Origin of the sequence: Mesorhizobium sp. M1B.F.Ca.ET.045.04.1.1, from assembly GCF_003952465.1 — a bacterium.
GTDB lineage: Bacteria > Pseudomonadota > Alphaproteobacteria > Rhizobiales > Rhizobiaceae > Mesorhizobium > Mesorhizobium shonense.
On record NZ_CP034448.1, the window covers coordinates 5,521,663 to 5,538,182 of the forward strand.

Sequence of the window (16,520 nt, forward strand, 5' to 3'; positions counted from 1 at the left end):
TCGCATTCGTCATCCTAGGGCGGAGCAAGGAGCGAAGCGACGCGCGTAGACCCTAGGATCCATGCCGTGACATTGACCAGGGGGCAGCTGTGCAGAATTCTGCAACGTTTTCAAGGCTTTAACGTCACGGCATGGATCCTCGGGTCAAGCCCGAGGATGACGAAGCGTTGGCGGAATCGGAGAATTAAGTGCTGAGAGGCTGGCGGGACAGCCCCCTCTGCCCTGCCGGGCATCTCCCCCCGCAAGGGGGAGATCGGCAACTCTGCCACTTTCGCCAATTTTCAACGCTGGCGCAAAAGCTCTCGCAATCATGCTCTTGCGGTCGGCGAACGCACGTGATGAGTGTACCGCGAACGGAGAACCCCGATGCCCGACGCCGCCAATCATCTGACCTTCGCGCTGATCTGCCTCGGCATGGTGCTGACGCCTGGGCCGAACATGATCTACCTGATCTCGCGCTCGCTGTCGCAAGGGCCGAAGGCCGGGCTGATCTCGCTGGGCGGCGTGGCGCTGGGCTTCCTGTTCTATGTGCTGTCGGCGGCGTTCGGCATCACCGCGCTCATCTTCGCCGTGCCTTACGCCTACGACGCGCTGCGCATCGTCGGCGCGCTTTACCTGCTGTGGCTTGCCTGGCAGGCGCTGAGGCCAGGCGGCCGCTCGCCGTTCCAGGTCCGCGAGCTGCCGAAGGACAGGCCGCGCAAGCTGTTCGTCATGGGCCTGATGACCAACCTGCTCAACCCGAAAGTGGCGGTGCTCTATCTCTCGCTGCTGCCACAGTTCATCAACCCGGCCAAGGGTCACGTGCTATCGCAGCTTCTGGTGCTGGGCGTGACGCAGATCTCGATCAGCCTCACCGTCAACGCCATCATCGCGGTGACGGCAGGCTCGATCGCCACCTTCCTTGCCGGACGGCCGTTCTGGCTGGTCGTCCAGCGCTGGATGATGGGCACCGTGCTGACCGCGCTCGCCCTGAAGATGGCGACCGAGGCGCAAAGGTAGCTGGCGAGGCCCCTACATCGGCCGACGTACCGGCCGGATCTGCTCCGGCTCGACCACCTTGCGATAGAGATGCCAGGTCGCGTGGCCGAGGATCGGCATGACGACGGCAAGGCCGGCAAACAGCGGGATCGAGCCGATCACCAGAAGCACGGCGACCGTCAGGCCCCAGAGCGCCATTTGCAGCGGATTTGCCATCACCGCGCGCGCCGAGGTCTCGATCGCCGAGACGGCGCCGACGTCGCGGTCGAGCAGCAGCGGGAAGGCAATCACGGTCGTGGCAAGCACAATGACCGCGAAGACGAAGCCGGCAGCATTGCCAAGCAGGATCAGCGTCCAGCCCCTGCCGGTCGTCAGCACGTCGCGCAGGAAGGTGCCGACGGAAGCGGGCGGCCCGGCGCCGAACAGGCCGGTGTAGATCGATTGCGCGGTGAACAGCCACAGAAGGAACAGGGCGAAAAGCAGGACGCCGATCACCGCGATCGAGGGCAGCGCGGGCGAATGGCGCACGTCGAGCGCATGGTGCCAGCGGCTGCTCATGCCGAGCTCGCGCCGGCGGCTGATCTCATAGAGGCCGATCGCCGCGAAGGGTCCGATCAGCGCGAAGCCCGACATCAGCGGATAGACGAGCTGGATGGCGTTGGAGCCCGACGACCACTGCGTCAGGATCAGGCCGACGATCGGATAGATCAGGCACAGGAACACGTAGTGCGAAGGCTTGGCCCAGAAATCCTCGGCGCCGAGCCGCAACGCATCCCACAGATCAGACGTGGTGATGTGGCGCACCGTGGGCTGCACATGCATCCCTCGCGCGTCCGCCATGACATGAAAACCGGCCATAACCGTCCTCCGTATTGCTCGGGGGCGGTCACCGCCTGGGTGGCCGCTCCGTGGCTGCCACTTTCAAGAAACGCTGCGATCATAGCCGATCTTCCGGGCAATGTCGCCGCTTTACGCGATTTTCACCGCCTGCCCGGCAAAAGCCATGATCGCCGGTATCAGAGGCCGAATGACCAGCCTGACCACCGAATCCCTCAATCCAGACAGACGCACATTGCTCAAGGCCATTGGGCTCAAGGCCATCGGCCTTGCGGCGCTTGGCGGCATTGCCGCCTGCGGCAGCGTCTCGCTGCCGACCGGTGGACGGGCCGGCGTATCGTCCTCCGCCACCACCACGTTGAGCACGATCCGCACATCGGCCGGGCTGCCGGCACTGGTTCCGGATACACAGCTCGAACAGGCAGCGCTCCAGCAGGCCGGCTACATGGCCTCGCGCGCCCGCATGAGCCACACGACCGGCTGGGGCAAGGATTTCGCCTCGCGCATGAAGGGCAACGGGGTGCGCGGCGCCGCAGGCGAGAACATCGCCGAGGGCCGCTTCGACCAGCGAAAGCTGTTCGACATCTGGATGCATTCGGACGGCCACCGGCGCAACATGCTCGATCCGGACTTCAGCCGATTCGGGTTGGCCTATGTGCGCGACGGCCGCGATCCCAGCCTGCGCTACTGGGCGCTGGTGCTGGGCAGGTAACGCCGCGCCAAATCTCCCCCCTTGCGGGGGAGATGTCGCCGAAGGCGACAGAGGGGTCGCCGCGCATAGAACGCCAACCTCCATCTGCACAAGCAAGCCGAGCCCAGTCGGACCGACCCCCTCTGGCCTGCCGGCCATCTCCCCCTCAAGGGGGAGATTACGCGTCGCAGATGCGTCGCGATGAAAATCAATCCATATGCGCTGCCGGCGCACCGCCGGCCGGCGCCGCCTTGGGTTTGCGCAGCAGGACCACGAACGGAACGGCAATCAGCGTCATCACCATCAGGATTTTGAAGTCGTTGATGTAGGAGATCATCATCGACTGGACGTTCACCAGCCTGTCGACCTGCGAAAGCGCGGCGGGGTCGCCGCCTGCGGCCGCCGGCGAGGCAGCCCACAGATTGGGGTTGTACGGGTTGATGAAGGCTCCGAGCTCGCTGTGGTTGATCTGCGTGTTCTGCACCATGAGGGCCGCAACCACCGACACGCCGATCGAGGAACCCAGATTGCGCACCAGGCTGAACAGCGAGGTGGCGTCGGTGCGGTAGCGCGCGTCGAGCGTGGCGAAGGCGACCGTCGACAGCGGCACGAACACCATGCCCATGCCCAGACCCTGGATGACGCCCGAAGAGATGATCAGCCAGTTGTCCATCTGCGGCGTGAAGCTCGCCATGGTGTAGAGCGACTGCGCGGTGAGCAGGAAGCCGATGGCGACCAGGATACGCGCGTCGATCCGGTGCATGATGCGGCCGACGAACAGCATCGAGATCATCGTGCCGACGCCGCGCGGCCCCAGCACGACACCGATGGTCACGGTCGGGTAGCCGAAGATGTTGGCGAGCATGGGCGGCAGCAGCGACATCGAGGCCAGGATCAGCACGCCCATGACGAAGATGAAGCCCAGCCCGGTCACGAAATTGCGGTCGAGGAAGATCTTTGGATCGATGAAGGGATGTTCGGACGTCACCGTATGGATGATGAACACCCAGAAACCGGTGATCGACAGGCCGAGCTCGATCCAGATCTCGCTCGAGGAGAACCAGTCGACTTCACCGCCGCGATCGAGCAGAAGCTGCAGCGCGCCGACGCCGAGCGAGAGCATGGCGAAGCCGAAGAAATCGAAGCTGCGTGTGCGTTTTGCGATGCTCGGCAGGTAGGCGGCCATGCCGATGAAGGCGAGGATGCCGACCGGCAGGTTGATGAAGAACACCCAGCGCCAATTGAAGTTCTCGGTCAGCCAGCCGCCGAGCGTCGGGCCCAGGATCGGCCCCAGCATGATGCCGGCGCCCCAGATGGCCATCGCCTGGCCGTGGCGTTCCCTGGGATTGATGTCCAGCAGGAAGGTCTGCGACAGCGGCACGATCGCGGCGCCGAACACACCTTGCAGCAGGCGGAAGAGCACCATCGTCTCGAGGCTCCAGGCGAGGCCGCAAAGCATGGAGAAAATGGTGAAGCCGACGACGGAGGCTAGGAACAGTTCCTTGCGGCCGAGGCGATCGGCAAGCCAGCCGGTGACCGGCGTCATGATCGCCGCGGCCACGATATAGGAGGTCAGCACCCAGTTGATGTTGTCGGGCGAGGCGCCGAGGTCGCCGGTCATGGTCGGCAGCGCAACATTGGCGATCGTGGTGTCGAGCGCCTGCATGATCGTCGCCAGCATCAGCGCGACCGTGATCAGGCCGCGATGCGGCACTTCCTTGAAGGGTTCGGGCGTGCTCATGGTGACGAAATTCCAGCAGGTAACAAAAACGTGTACATTGGGTTTCCGGGCGGCAAGGCCTTCCGTTGAGAGACCCTCATCGCGGTGGGACGCGACTATCGATGTGGGGGTTACATCGACCGAAAGTCTCTACTTGAGCGGATGCCTGCCGCCCGGAAACCTGAGAACCGATGGGTCCGTGCCGAAAGCTTCAGCTTGGATCGAGCCGCGACGCGACCGCCTTCAAACGCTCAGCTTTCCCACTCCTCCCATCAGACCAATCCCCTGCTCCAACTCTGTTTTTCCCCGCAATTCCGGACGGAAAACCGCTTCACGCTTTTCCTGGAATTGCTTCGACTACTCAGCGTTCTCGCCGGCCGTCGCGTGACCGAAGATCGACGGCAGGCCGCGCGCCACGCCGGTGTCGACGGTGACCGTCGCGCTCATGCCGGTACGAAGCGCCATCTTGGCGTCAGGATCGGTCAGCTCAAGGCGCACGGGGATGCGCTGGGTGACCTTGACCCAGTTGCCAGTGGCGTTCTGGGCGGGCAGCAGCGAGAACTCGGCCCCGGTGCCTGCGCCGATCGCCTTGACCGTCGCCTCGAAGGTCTTGCCCGGATAGGTGTCGACAACGATCTCGGCCTTCTGGCCCGGCTTCATGTTGGTGAGCTGGGTCTCCTTGAAGTTGGCGTCGATCCAGATGTCGCCGGTCTCGACCAGCGCGAAGAGCGGCGTGCCGACGGAGACATACTGGCCGACCTTGAAGGACGAGGCCTGGTAGACGACGCCGTTGGCCGGCGCCTTCACCGTGGTCTGCGCGAGGTCGTAAGCGGCCTTGTCGCGCGCGGCTAAAGCCGACATCACCGTCGGATGCTTGTCGGTCTCGATGTCCGGGTTGCCGCCAAGCGCCGCCTTGGCGCTGACGATGCCTTGCTGCGCCACGGCAAGCTGCTGCTTGGCCTTGTCGAGGTCGTTGCGGGCCTGATCCAGCGACGACTTGGCGTTGATGCCTTTCTGGGCGAGATCGGCGGCGCGGTCATATTGCGACTGCGCGTAGTCGACCTCGCTGCTGGCCGACCTTTCCTGCGCCATGGCCTGGCTGTAGGCGGCGCGCAGCTGCTCGACATTGAGACGCGCGGCGGCAACCGCTGCGTCGGCCTGGGCCAGCGAAATTCTGTAAGGCTCGGGGTCGATGACGAAGAGAAAATCCCCCGCCTTGACCATCTGATTGTCGGCAATGCCGACCTGGACGATGCGGCCGGCCGTATCCGAGGCGATCGAAATCCTCGCCTGCTGCAAATTGGCGTTCTCGGTCTCCTGGTAGCGCCCGCCCGTCACCCAGACATAAGCGCCACCGGCGAGCAGGGCCAGCGGCAGGGCGACCATCAAAAGGAAGCGGCCGGTACGGCGCTTCTTCTTCGGCGCGGGTGCCGGCTGGGGCACAGGCGCCACAGCGACTGGAGTTGCCGCCGGCTGCGCCGGCGCTTCCATTTCAAGCTCGGTGACGTTGTCGTCTATTTTCTTGGCCTGCGCGTTCATGCCGTTGCGCCTTCCGTATTCTTGATCTTTTCCAGGGACGACGTCTCGCCGTCCGTCAGATTCTGCACGATGGTGTCGAGCACCCGGATCAGGACGCGGCGTTCTTCCGCCGATACGCCGGTCAACGATTCCTCGTAGACTTCGCCGGCAAGGCTCTTGACGTCGGCATAGGCCGCGTTTGCCTTCTCGGTCGGGAAGATCATGCGCACGCGCCGGTCGGTCGCATCCTGCCGGCGTTCGATCCAGCCGCCCTCTTCCATGCGGTCGACCAGGCGCGAGACGCTGATCGGCTCGATTTCGAGCAGCTCGGCGAGCCGCGCCTGGGCCACGCCCGCCTCCTTGGCGACGCGGACGAGAAGCCGCCACTGTGCCGACGACAGGCCGAGCCCGCTGGCGCGCGCCTCGAAGCGCTTGCGCATGAGCCGCTGCACGTCGTGGATCAAAAATCCCAGTCTGTCGATGCCGTCTGAAACCATGAGCGGCATATATAATAAGCGTGCTTACTATTCAAGCGGAATGCGTTGTTCCAGAAGCCGGCAAATCGCATGGCAGCCATGCGACGGGCTCATGGTTGTCGGCCGCTGAAGACGAGCCTCAGGCAAGCATGCTGAAATCCGGGTCCGGCCCAGCCTTGAGCTCAAGCAGCCTGCCGACCACCATTTTGCCGATTGGCTGCCGCAGCCTCAGGCGCTTCGCTTCCGCCATCTGCACGTCGAAGGGGGCAGCATGATTGCGCTGGAAGAACTCGAACATCCTGCGGCGCGCAAAGGCCTTTGTCCTGGAGGTCGAGAAGATGCTGAAGCTGCCAAACGAGGGCACCACCTGATGATTTCTGGCCAGCGCCACGCCAAGGGCAAACTGTTCCAGCGTATGCGAGTCGATCTTCCCCAACAGTCCGCGGATGACGCGGTCGGCACAATCGACGCTCGCCCGCATGTCCCGATGCAGGCCCATCACGGCCGAACTCCAAAGCGGCGCGCTTGGCGACAAGACGAGACCGTCGTCCGCAAACAGGTTCTTCGGTAAGCCGGCAAGGCCCCGATAGTGGGACTTCGGTGACCTGTTCACCGGCCCTTCGTTGCGGAACAGAACCGCCCTCCCCGACGTGACGCGGCCGATGTCGATATTGGGATTGCCGGTGAAAGCGATATCGCTGTCGATGTAGAGCACGCGCTCGAAGCCACGGCCCAGCACGTCATGCATGACGCGGTTCTTGATGCGGAACCAGTAGCGGCCTTCGAGTGACCAATCGCTGATCTGCTGCAGCGTGATCGGCACGATCTGGAACGGATAGTTTCGGAACAGCTCAGGACGATCGGTGTAGATCACGATCGGACTGGCATCACCTTTGTAGGCGCTGATCAGCAGAGCTGCGAAAATCGCGCTATAGTGATAGCCAAGTCTGTCCCCATAAGCAATTATGACATAGGCTTCTGGCGCATCCGTCACGGCAGAATCGCCGCCGACGGCGCTAACAACGTTAACCCCGGAACGCATTACAAATTACCCCTCGACTGCTTCCATCAAGCAGTCTTCCCAACCCGCGCTCTCTATACTGAAAGAGCCGCAACAGCGCTAGCCCCCAGCGGCGACCGATGCTTGGTGCAGATTTCGTCACCCGCGCACGGCAAATAGCCCGTCGGCATTACACCAACATTGCGCTCACGGGGCCTGCCGGCGCGTCCGGTTGTTTTCGCCAAGCGCGTTTTGCTGCATAGATGCGCTGGCGCGGGAGGGCGAATCCATGGTCGATATCTGGCAGGTGGGCATTGTGCCGGAACCGATCGGCAATGCGCTTGCCGCGCAAGGCCTGGACAAGAGCCGCGCCGTTTGGCTGCCGCCGCAGGGGTCGTTCCGCTTCATCGCCGATCCGTTCGGCCTCTTCCACGGCGACCGCTTCACGGTGCTTGTCGAGGCCTATGACTACCGGGTGAAGCGCGGCGAGATCCATTACTATAGCTACGACAGGGACTGGACGTTGCTTTCGCGCGGCGTGGCCCTGAAGGAGCCGTTCCACCTCTCCTACCCGTTTCTGATCCGGCAGGGCGCGGACATCTTCATGCTGCCGGAGGCCTACCAGAGCGGGCGGCTCACGCTCTACAAGGCGATCGATTTTCCGAAGGCGTGGCAGCCGGTTGCCGTGCTGCTCGACGAGCCGGCAGTCGATGCGACCATCTTCCACCACCAGCAGCGCTGGTGGATATTCTATGCCCTGCATGGCCCTGACGGCAGGGACACGCGAGAGCTGCACGTCGCCTTCGCCGACAGCCTGGCCGGCCCGTGGCGCAAGCACTCGCAAAATCCGGTGCGCACGGGTCGCGCGTCATCGCGGCCGGCCGGCTCGCCCTTCGAGCAGGACGGCCAGCTCCATTTCCCGACGCAGGACTGCACCACAAGCTATGGCGGCGCCATCAACCTGTTGCGCGTCGAGCGCCTGACGCCGGAGGAGTTTTCGGCCGGCATCGTCAAGCGGCTGTCGCCGGAGGGCTGGCTCGCCGGCTTCGACACCGGCCTGCACACGCTGTCGGACGGCGGCGGCGTCACGCTGATCGATGTCCGGCGTATCGAGCGAACGCCGATCAGGCACCTGATCAAGCTGCAATACTGGCTGCGGCGGCGGCTTGAGGCGATGCGTTCATAACCAGGCGTCAACCGTCTGAAAATTCACCGTGTTTTTTGCCGCATGCTGGTGCCGTCCGGCCTCTTCGTGATACAGGTAGAAGCGTGGATCGGGGGATCAACGCAATGCCGACGCTCTATGCGCTCAAGCCGGCTTTCCAGGACAGGCTGCGGCCGCTGGTCGAGAGGCTGGCGGCAATGGGCATCACGGCCAACGGCATAACGATACTTGCCGCTTTGCTGTCCATTGCTGCCGGAACGGCGATTGCGCTTCTGCCGGGTTGGCGCATAGTTCTTCTTCTCATCCCCATCGTGCTATTCGTTCGCATGGCGCTCAACGCCATGGACGGCATGCTGGCGCGGGAGCATGGCCAGGCCTCGACGCTCGGCATGTATCTCAATGAAATCTGCGACGTCGTCTCCGACCTCGCGCTGATCCTGCCATTTGCCGCCTTTCGGCAGTTTGGCGCCTGGGGTGTCGTCGCCTTCGCCATCGCCGCGATGCTCACCGAATTCGCCGGCGTGCTCGGCATCGCCGCGGGCATCGGACGCAACTATGCCGGGCCGTTCGGCAAGAGCGACAGGGCGCTGGCGCTCGGCGTGGCCGCGGTGCTTTGCGCCGCCGGACTCTGGCCGGCATCGATCGCGCCGTTTGTGTTTCCAGTCATGGCAACGCTTTCGCTGCTGACCGCCATAAACCGGATACGCGCCGGTCTTATTGGCAGCGCCGGCTGAGCATCGAGGCTCGCCATGCAGCCCGGGGGAAACACCATGCTTCACGAACCGATCGCCACCGCGCCGGCGCAAAGCCTTGCGCGGCAAGCGGAGGAACGCACGTTCCGCAGCCATGACGGTACGCAGATATTCTATCGCTTCTGGCCGGCCGCTTCGGCAAAAGCGAAAGGCGCGGTCGTGCTCTTCCATCGCGGCCACGAGCATGGCGGCCGCATGGCGCACCTCGTGGACGAATTGCGCATGCCCGACCATGCCTTCTATGCCTGGGACGCTCGCGGCAACGGCCGCTCCGAAGGTGAGCGCGGCTATGCTCCTTCCTTCGCGGCGCTGGTACGCGACATCGACTGCTTCATGCGCGAGATCGCCGCCAGGGACGGTTTTGCCGCGCAGGACATCGCTTTGATCGCGCAGTCCTTCGGCGCGGTGCTTGCCGCCGCGTGGGTGCACGACTATGCGCCGAAATTGCGCGCCATGGTGCTTGCCTCGCCCGCCTTCTCGGTCAAGCTCTACGTGCCCTTCGCCAAGGAAGGCATCGCGCTGTGGCAGAAGATCAAGGGTCGCTTCTTCGTCAATTCCTACGTCAAGGCGAACCTGCTCACCCATGATCCGGTGCGCATCGCCTCCTTCGAGAACGATCCGCTGATCACAAGGCCGATCGCCTCGAACATCCTCGTCGAGCTCTACCAGCACGCGGCGCGCATCGTCGCCGATGCCCGCGCCATCACCGTGCCGACGCAGCTTCTCCTGTCGGGCAGCGACTTGGTGGTGCGGCATGGCCCTCAGCACGAGTTCTTCGTCAATCTCGGCAGCCGCGTGAAGGAGCGCCATGTTCTGCCGGGCTTCTTCCACGACACACTGGGCGAGCGCGAGCGCGCCAAGGCGCTCGACCTGATCCGGCCCTTCCTCGAAGGGCAGTTCGCTTCGCCGACCGAAGCCGTCGACCTTAAGCAGGCGGACATCGCCGGCTACACGCGAGACGAGGCCGACCGGCTCGCTTCGCCACTCGACCTTCTGTCCCCGAAGGGTCTGTACTGGGCGCTCAGCCGCGCCTTCATCCGCATCGGCAGCTGGTTCTCGCGAGGCATGAAGGTCGGTGTCGGCACCGGCTTCGATTCCGGTTCGACGCTGGACTATGTCTATGAGAACGAGGCGCGCGGGCTCGGGCCGATCGGCCGCATGGTCGACCGGACGTTTCTCGACGCCATCGGCTGGCGCGGCATCCGCCAGCGCAAGCTCAATCTCGAAGAGCTGATCGGCACGTCACTCGCGATGCTTAAGGCCGGCGGACGGCCCGGCCATATCCTCGACATCGCCGCCGGCCATGGCCGTTACGTGCTCGACGCCATCGCCAAAAGCCCCGAGCCGCCGGCCAGCGTGCGCCTGCGGGACTATTCCGACCTCAATGTCGAGCTCGGCCGCAAGCTGATCGCCGAGCGCCAATTGCCGGCGAGCGTCTCGTTCCAGCGCGCCGATGCCTTCGACGGCGACGGACTGGCCAGGCTCGATCCCGCGCCGGATCTCGCCATCGTCTCCGGCCTCTACGAGCTTTTCTCCGACAATGCGCTGATCGCCCGCTCGCTCGGCGGCCTGGCCCGCGCCATGCAGCCGGGCAGCCTGCTCATCTACACCAACCAGCCCTGGCACCCGCAGCTCGAGATGATCGCGCGCAGCCTGACCTCGCATCGCGGCGGACAGGCCTGGGTGATGCGGCGGCGCACGCAAGGCGAGATGGATCAGCTGGTCGAGGCGGCCGCTTTCGAGAAGCTCGACCAGCGCATCGACCAATGGGGCATCTTCACCGTCTCGCTCGCCAGAAGGCTCTAGGACCCATCCACGCATGCCCACCAGTGCCGAGCCCTCGTGCCTTCCGACCTCCGCCGAGCCCTATGGGCGTGTCGTCGTCCGGGCAGCGCTTTGGCTCGCATTGCTCGCGCCATTCTTCTATTCGACCTACGGTTTGGCCAACTGGCTGGCGTCGACGCGCGAGCATGTCGGCAGCATCGTGTTCTCATGGGAACACCATGTTCCGTTCCTCGCCTGGACGATCTTGCCCTACTGGTCGATCAACCTGTTCTACGGGCTGTCACTCCTGCTCAACGACAGCCGGCAGGGCGTCGACCGGCTGGCCGGTCGCTATCTCACCGCGCAGATCGTCGCCGTCACCTGCTTCATCCTGTTTCCACTGACCGCCACCTTCGTTCGGTCGGCAACGACAGGGCTGCCGGGTTTCCTGTTTGCCGTGCTCGGCGGTTTCGACAAGCCGTTCAACCAGGCGCCATCGCTGCACATCGCGCTTTTGGTGATCATCTGGGACCACTGGCGCCAGCGCCTCGGCGGCCCTCTCCTGCCGCTCTGGCACGGCTGGTGCTTCCTGATCGGCGCCTCGGTGCTGACGACCTGGCAGCACCACTTCATCGACATCCCGACCGGCGCGCTGCTCGGGGTCTTCGCGCTGTGGTTATTTCCGAGCAAGGGCGAGCTGCCCTTCGCCGGTTTTCGCCTGAGCGCCAGCTCGATGGCGAGGCGCCTTGCACTGTGCTATGGGCTGGGCGCCATCGCGGCACTTGGCGGCGCCGCCATCGGCGTCTTCTTTTCCGCAACCGCGCTTGTGCTTTTGTGGCCGGCACTGGGGCTCGCAATCGTCGCCTTCGGCTATGCCGGGGCCGGTGCCAAGGTGTTCCAGAAGCCGCAGGACGGTCGCGTGTCGCTGGCAAGCCGCATCCTGCTCTGGCCTCATCGGCTTGGCGCGACGATCAATCTGCTTGCCTGGACGCGCAAGCTGCCGCCGGTGGTGGCGATAGCCGACGGCGTCTTCCTCGGCCGCTTCCCCGCTGCCGCCGAGGCCCATGGCTTCGACACGGTGATCGATCTTGCCGCCGAGTTGGAACGGCCGCGCACCAGCACCGGCCGCTGGATCAGCTTTCCCATGCTCGACCTGTTGCCGCCGCCGGCGGACATGCTCGACAAGGCGGTAGCCGCGATCGAGCCGGCGCGCAGGCAAGGCACGGTGCTGGTCTGCTGCGCGCTCGGCTTCCAGCGCAGCGCCACCGTCGTCGCCCGATGGCTGGTCGCGACCGGCCGCTCGCACACGCTGGCGCAGGCGCAAAAGACGCTGGCCGCATCGGGCCGGCCGGTGCTTTTCCAGGACGAGCCGGCATGACCGACGACACTTATCAGGAACGGACTGGCCGGTTTGCCGCCATGCTCATCAAACAGGCGGCATGGCCGGCCGCGGTCGTGATCGCCGGCGACAGCGTCGCGCCGCTGGTCGCTTCGGCGCGCGGCGGGTTCCAGTCGCCGCTCGCAGTTTTAGCGCTCCTGGTCGCGGCGGCGAGCGCCGTCATGGTGCTTGGGCTTTCAGCACTTCTCATCTTCGACGCGCTGCTGTTTCGGCTGATGGCGAGCCATGACGACGAGGCGTCGGGCGGCGCGGCGGTCGACGATCTGCTGGCGCGCATGCGGTTGAAGCCTGCCCCCTCCTCTTCGCGCCTGCTCGACGACCGCATCGCCGGAACGCGCCGCCTGCTTGCCCGCCAGCGCATCGCCTTCGCGATCTTCGTCATCGCGTTCCTGACCGCCGGATTCTGGATGCCGCGATGAGCAAGCTTGCGCTCCGGACCTTCACACTGCTGCAGACCGCGACGTCCGTCGGCCTGTCGGCGCTGGCATGGGCCGTGACCGGCGTGCGGCCGATCTGGAGCGGCAGCCAGCCGTCGGACCGGCAGCGCATCTACTTCGCCAACCACACCAGCCACGGCGATTTCATCCTGTTGTCGGCATGCCTCAGCGAGAAGGAGCGCGCCATCACGCACGCGATCGCCGCCGCCGAATATTGGGGGAAATCGCGGCTGCGCCGCTTCATCGCCGAGGACATGCTGTCCTCCGTGCTGATCAGCCGGCAATGGACGAGCCCGGAGGAGAACCCGATCTCCGTCATGCTCTCGGTGCTCGACCAGGGCCATTCGCTGATCATCTTTCCGGAAGGCACGCGCAACATGAGCGACGAGTTGCTGCCCTTTCGCTCCGGGCTCTACAATCTGTCGATGGCGCGGCCGGATGTGGAGCTCATTCCCTGTTGGATCGAGAACATGTCGCGCGTGCTGCCCAAGGGCCAGTTCCTGCCGGTGCCGCTGCTTTGCCGCGTCGTGTTCGGCGCGCCGGTGGCGGTGGGACCGGGCGAGGAACGCCGCGCCTTCCTCACGCGTGCCCGCGCGGCGCTCAAGGCGCTCAACCCGCGCCCCGACCGAGACGATTGATGCGCCACGAAATCAGCATTTTGATCATCGGCCTTTTCGTGGTGCTGAGCACCGCCAGCATCACCGCCGCCACCCTGTCGGCGCGCGCGCCGAAGCCGTTGAGCGCGACGCTCGTCAATCTTACCCAGCGCATCAACGCCTGGTGGGTGATGGTGGCGCTGATGACCGTCGCCTTCTTCTTCGGCCGCTATGGCATGACGATCCTGTTCGCGCTGATCTCCTTTGCGGCGCTGCGCGAGTTCGTGACGCTGACGCACAGCCGCCGCAGCGACCATTGGGTGCTGCTCGGCATGTTCGGCATCGTCATTCCGTTCCAGTATTGGCTGGTGTGGACGGCCTGGTACGGGCTGTTCGTCATCTTCATCCCGGTCTACTGCTTCCTGCTGATGCCGGCGATCACGGCGCTGCATGGCGACACCGAGCGCTTCCTGGAACGCATCGCCGCGCAGCAATGGGCGATCATGATCTCGGTCTACTGCGTCAGCCATGTCCCTGCCCTGCTGACCTTCAACGTGCCGGGCTTCGAAGGCCGCAACCTCTTGCTCATCGCCTTCCTGATCATCGTCGTGCAGGGCAGCGACGTGCTGCAGTACATCTTCGGCAAGCTGTTCGGAAAGCACCGCTTCTCGCCGACCGTCTCGCCGTCGAAGACCTGGGAAGGGCTGATCGGCGGGCTGGTCGCATCGAGCCTGCTCGGCGCGCTCTTGTCCTTCATCACGCCCTTCTCGCCTTTGCAGGCCTCGGCGGTGGCCTTCGTCGCCTGCGCGATGGGGTTCCTCGGCGGGCTCGTCGCCTCGGCGATCAAGCGCGACCAGGGCGTCAAGGACTGGGGCCATCTGATCGAAGGCCATGGCGGCATGCTCGACCGCACCGACAGCCTGGTCTTCGCCGCGCCGATCTTCTTCCACATCGTGCGCTATTTCTGGACGGTCTGACTGCCGGCTAAATGCGCTTGCGCATCAGCAATGTGACAACGAAGAAGGCGCCGAGCGAGCTGGTGATGATGCCGATCGGCAATTCCTGCGGCGGCAGCAGCGTGCGGGCGAGCAGATCGCTGGCCAACAAAAGGATCGCGCCGAACAGCGCGCAGATCGCTATCAGGGGCCGGTGCAGCGGACCCGCCAGCGGCCGGCCGAGATGCGGGATCATCAGGCCGACGAAGCCGATGACACCGGCGACCGCGACGAGAATCGCGGTGGCCAGAGCGGCGATGAGGAATGTCGCGCGGCGCATGCGCGCCACCGGCACGCCGAGGCTCTCGGCAGCGCTTTCGCCGGCGAGGAAGGCATCGAAACGGCGGTGGTTCCAGTGGCCGTAGGCGAGGATGATGCCGGCGCCCAGCGCCGCCAGGCCGATATTGTCCCAGCGGGCGAGACCGAGCCCGCCCATGGTCCAGAACAGCACCGAGTGGGCGGCGCGCTGGTCGCCGGCGAAGACGAGGTAGTTGGTTAAAGCGGTGAACATGAAGGAGACAGCGAGCCCGGCAAGGATCAGCCGCTCGGGCCCCTGTCCCCTCACCCGGGAGACCAGCAGAAGCACAATTGCCGCCGCCAATATGCCGCCGGTGAAGGCCGCCACCGGCAAGGTCCAGATGCCGAAGGAGTCGCCGAAGACGGTGATGACCGAGACGGCGCCGGCGGCGGCGCCCGAGGAAAGGCCGAACAGGAACGGGTCGGCAAGATTGTTGCGGGTGACGGTCTGCAGCAGCGCGCCGACGACGCCGAGGCCGGCGCCGACCGCGATCGCCAGCAGCGTGCGCGGCAGCCTGAGGTCGACGACGATGCTGCCGACCGGTCCGGGCACGGCCTGACCACCCAGTCCAGCCGCACGCGCCAGCGCGCCGACGACCTCGCGCGGCGGTATCAGCGTCGAGCCATAGGCGATCGAAAGCAGCGTGAGCGCTGCGAGTAGCAGCGCGCCCAGCGTCATCGACAGGACGAATGGCTTATGGCGCGAGCTCACGTCTTCAGGCCTGTCATCGGCCCGCCAGCGTTCGAGATTAGCCGAGATCTCCGCGAATTCGTCATCCACGGGCGAAGCAGGAGCGCAGCTCCGTCGCGGAGACCCGAGGATGACGAAGTGATGGGCGTTTTCGCCATTCTCCAAGGCAGGCTATCCATCAACGGAAACACTCCCGGCTCAACCGTGCTCCAGAGCTCAAAACGCTTCCGGATGCATGGCCCTGGCGATCTTGCCGATCGCCTCGATGTTGGCGGGTCCGGGCGTCAGCTCGGCGTAGCGCAGCGCCACGAAGCGCTCGTTCTTCACCGCGTCCGTCTCCTTCATCGCCGGATGGACTTTAAGGAAATCGAGCAGTTTTCGGTAACCGCCGCCATCCTGGTAATCGAGCAGGATGAGGAACTGCGGATTGCGCGACGCCACCGTCTCCCAGTCGGTGTTGCCCCAGCTCGTCTCCATGTCGGCCATGATGTTTTCCCCGCCCGCGGCGGCGATCATGGCGTTGGGGATGGCGAACTTGCCGGCGGTGAAGGGCTTGTCCTCGCCTGAGTCGTAGAGGAACACGCGCGTGCCCGTGTGGTCGCCCACCTTCGCCGTGATGCCGGCGAGCTCAGCCCTCCAGCCGGCGACCAGTTTCTCGGCCTCGGCCTCCTTGCCGAAGATCTTGCCCAGCTTCTCGACGTCGCCATAGAGCAGGTCCATCGAGGCGGCGGGCCGGTTCTTGTCGAGATGGACGCAGCTCTCGGTCAGCACCAGTGTCTTGATGCCATGCGGGGCGAGCGTGTCGGGCGTGACATCGCCGCCCGGCTTAATGCCGTAATACCAGCCGGCGAAGAAGAAATCGGGCTGCACGGCGACGAGGTTTTCCAGCGTAGGATATTTCGGCGCCAGCTCCGGGATAGAGCCCTGCTCGGTCTTGAATTCGAGGCCGACCTTGTACCAGCCGGTGATGCCGGTGAGCCCGACGATCGACGGCTGCAGCTTCAGCGCGAAAGCCATCTCGGCCATGTTGAGGTCCTGGATGACAGCGCGCTTCGGCGGCGCGTCGAAGGTAAGCGGCTTGCCGCAGCTGTCGACGGTGACCGGGAAGGCGAAGGCGGCTGAGGCGACAAGCGAGAGGGCAAGCGACAAAGCGAGGCGTTTCACGGGATGGTGCTCCTTGTTTGCTTGGGTTCTTTGGGTTGCT

Annotated in this window: 16 protein-coding genes; 9 read left to right on the forward strand and 7 right to left on the reverse strand. The window is 64.9% G+C overall.

Translation table 11 applies throughout. The features are described 5' to 3' along the window. The first annotated feature begins 366 nt into the window (after nt 1-366). A complete protein-coding gene (locus EJ071_RS27285; RefSeq protein ID WP_126100625.1) occupies nt 367-999 on the forward strand; it encodes a LysE family translocator in 633 nt (210 codons plus the stop codon). Between the two features lie 12 nt (nt 1,000-1,011). Here the strand turns inward: EJ071_RS27285 and EJ071_RS27290 are convergent, their stop codons facing one another. Continuing rightward, nucleotides 1,012-1,836 carry a DUF2189 domain-containing protein gene (locus tag EJ071_RS27290; protein ID WP_126100626.1) on the reverse strand — a complete coding sequence of 275 codons (825 nt, stop codon included), beginning with the start codon at nt 1,834-1,836 and terminating at the stop codon, nt 1,012-1,014. 169 nt (nt 1,837-2,005) lie between these two features. Here EJ071_RS27290 and EJ071_RS27295 point away from each other — a divergent pair, with 169 nt between their 5' ends. Continuing rightward, nucleotides 2,006-2,527: a CAP domain-containing protein gene (locus tag EJ071_RS27295; RefSeq protein ID WP_126100627.1), complete on the forward strand. Its 522-nt coding sequence runs from the start codon at nt 2,006-2,008 to the stop codon at nt 2,525-2,527. Between the two features lie 187 nt (nt 2,528-2,714). Here the strand turns inward: EJ071_RS27295 and EJ071_RS27300 are convergent, their stop codons facing one another. From EJ071_RS27300 to EJ071_RS27315, 4 genes are all read right to left on the reverse strand, one after another. Then, the gene (locus tag EJ071_RS27300; RefSeq protein ID WP_126100628.1) at nt 2,715-4,247 is read right to left on the reverse strand and encodes a DHA2 family efflux MFS transporter permease subunit; all 1,533 of its coding nucleotides are present in this window, start codon (nt 4,245-4,247) and stop codon (nt 2,715-2,717) included. 336 nt (nt 4,248-4,583) lie between these two features. Further along, nucleotides 4,584-5,765, reverse strand: a complete 1,182-nt coding sequence (locus EJ071_RS27305; RefSeq protein WP_126100629.1) for an HlyD family secretion protein — start codon at nt 5,763-5,765, stop codon at nt 4,584-4,586. Further along, nucleotides 5,762-6,241, reverse strand: a complete 480-nt coding sequence (locus tag EJ071_RS27310) for a MarR family transcriptional regulator (protein WP_126102736.1) — start codon at nt 6,239-6,241, stop codon at nt 5,762-5,764. The genes EJ071_RS27305 and EJ071_RS27310 overlap by 4 nt, the downstream gene beginning before the upstream one ends. Nucleotides 6,242-6,359: 118 nt before the next feature. After that, entirely contained in the window at nt 6,360-7,214 is an 855-nt protein-coding gene (locus EJ071_RS27315) for a hypothetical protein (RefSeq protein WP_126100630.1), read from the reverse strand. Between the two features lie 295 nt (nt 7,215-7,509). Between EJ071_RS27315 and EJ071_RS27320 the strand changes: the two genes are divergently transcribed. The 7 genes from EJ071_RS27320 to EJ071_RS27350 all read left to right on the forward strand — a co-directional run bounded on the left by EJ071_RS27320 (nt 7,510) and on the right by EJ071_RS27350 (nt 14,310). After that, the gene (locus tag EJ071_RS27320; RefSeq protein ID WP_126100631.1) at nt 7,510-8,406 is read left to right on the forward strand and encodes a hypothetical protein; all 897 of its coding nucleotides are present in this window, start codon (nt 7,510-7,512) and stop codon (nt 8,404-8,406) included. Between the two features lie 104 nt (nt 8,407-8,510). Then, nucleotides 8,511-9,119, forward strand: a complete 609-nt coding sequence (locus tag EJ071_RS27325) for a CDP-alcohol phosphatidyltransferase family protein (RefSeq protein WP_126100632.1) — start codon at nt 8,511-8,513, stop codon at nt 9,117-9,119. 36 nt (nt 9,120-9,155) lie between these two features. Continuing rightward, nucleotides 9,156-10,943 (forward strand): bifunctional alpha/beta hydrolase/class I SAM-dependent methyltransferase, encoded by a 1,788-nt coding sequence (locus EJ071_RS27330; RefSeq protein WP_189521231.1) that lies wholly within the window; start codon nt 9,156-9,158, stop codon nt 10,941-10,943. A gap of 13 nt (nt 10,944-10,956) precedes the next feature. Continuing rightward, on the forward strand, nt 10,957-12,279 hold the full coding sequence (locus EJ071_RS27335) for a phosphatase PAP2/dual specificity phosphatase family protein (protein WP_126100634.1): 1,323 nt from the start codon (nt 10,957-10,959) through the stop codon (nt 12,277-12,279). Then, nucleotides 12,276-12,719 (forward strand): hypothetical protein, encoded by a 444-nt coding sequence (locus tag EJ071_RS27340; protein WP_126100635.1) that lies wholly within the window; start codon nt 12,276-12,278, stop codon nt 12,717-12,719. The genes EJ071_RS27335 and EJ071_RS27340 overlap by 4 nt, the downstream gene beginning before the upstream one ends. Next, nucleotides 12,716-13,375 carry a lysophospholipid acyltransferase family protein gene (locus EJ071_RS27345; protein WP_126100636.1) on the forward strand — a complete coding sequence of 220 codons (660 nt, stop codon included), beginning with the start codon at nt 12,716-12,718 and terminating at the stop codon, nt 13,373-13,375. The genes EJ071_RS27340 and EJ071_RS27345 overlap by 4 nt, the downstream gene beginning before the upstream one ends. Next, on the forward strand, nt 13,375-14,310 hold the full coding sequence (locus tag EJ071_RS27350) for a phosphatidate cytidylyltransferase (protein WP_126100637.1): 936 nt from the start codon (nt 13,375-13,377) through the stop codon (nt 14,308-14,310). Before EJ071_RS27345 ends, EJ071_RS27350 begins: the two co-directional genes overlap by 1 nt. 7 nt (nt 14,311-14,317) lie before the next feature. On the opposite strand, the gene EJ071_RS27355 is transcribed toward EJ071_RS27350, so the two are convergent. Next, entirely contained in the window at nt 14,318-15,304 is a 987-nt protein-coding gene (locus EJ071_RS27355) for an iron ABC transporter permease (protein ID WP_126102737.1), read from the reverse strand. Nucleotides 15,305-15,532: 228 nt separating this feature from the next. Further along, nucleotides 15,533-16,480 (reverse strand): ABC transporter substrate-binding protein, encoded by a 948-nt coding sequence (locus EJ071_RS27360; RefSeq protein WP_126100638.1) that lies wholly within the window; start codon nt 16,478-16,480, stop codon nt 15,533-15,535. Nucleotides 16,481-16,520 lie beyond the last annotated feature (40 nt).

Coding starts and splice junctions, on each gene's coding strand:
- EJ071_RS27285 (WP_126100625.1), top strand. CDS start 367: ATGCCCGACGCCGCCAATCATCTGACCTTCGCGCTGATCTGCCTCGGC.
- EJ071_RS27290 (WP_126100626.1), bottom strand. CDS start 1,836: ATGGCCGGTTTTCATGTCATGGCGGACGCGCGAGGGATGCATGTGCAG.
- EJ071_RS27295 (WP_126100627.1), top strand. CDS start 2,006: ATGACCAGCCTGACCACCGAATCCCTCAATCCAGACAGACGCACATTG.
- EJ071_RS27300 (WP_126100628.1), bottom strand. CDS start 4,247: ATGAGCACGCCCGAACCCTTCAAGGAAGTGCCGCATCGCGGCCTGATC.
- EJ071_RS27305 (WP_126100629.1), bottom strand. CDS start 5,765: ATGAACGCGCAGGCCAAGAAAATAGACGACAACGTCACCGAGCTTGAA.
- EJ071_RS27310 (WP_126102736.1), bottom strand. CDS start 6,241: ATGGTTTCAGACGGCATCGACAGACTGGGATTTTTGATCCACGACGTG.
- EJ071_RS27320 (WP_126100631.1), top strand. CDS start 7,510: ATGGTCGATATCTGGCAGGTGGGCATTGTGCCGGAACCGATCGGCAAT.
- EJ071_RS27325 (WP_126100632.1), top strand. CDS start 8,511: ATGCCGACGCTCTATGCGCTCAAGCCGGCTTTCCAGGACAGGCTGCGG.
- EJ071_RS27330 (WP_189521231.1), top strand. CDS start 9,156: ATGCTTCACGAACCGATCGCCACCGCGCCGGCGCAAAGCCTTGCGCGG.
- EJ071_RS27335 (WP_126100634.1), top strand. CDS start 10,957: ATGCCCACCAGTGCCGAGCCCTCGTGCCTTCCGACCTCCGCCGAGCCC.
- EJ071_RS27340 (WP_126100635.1), top strand. CDS start 12,276: ATGACCGACGACACTTATCAGGAACGGACTGGCCGGTTTGCCGCCATG.
- EJ071_RS27345 (WP_126100636.1), top strand. CDS start 12,716: ATGAGCAAGCTTGCGCTCCGGACCTTCACACTGCTGCAGACCGCGACG.
- EJ071_RS27350 (WP_126100637.1), top strand. CDS start 13,375: ATGCGCCACGAAATCAGCATTTTGATCATCGGCCTTTTCGTGGTGCTG.
- EJ071_RS27355 (WP_126102737.1), bottom strand. CDS start 15,304: ATGACGCTGGGCGCGCTGCTACTCGCAGCGCTCACGCTGCTTTCGATC.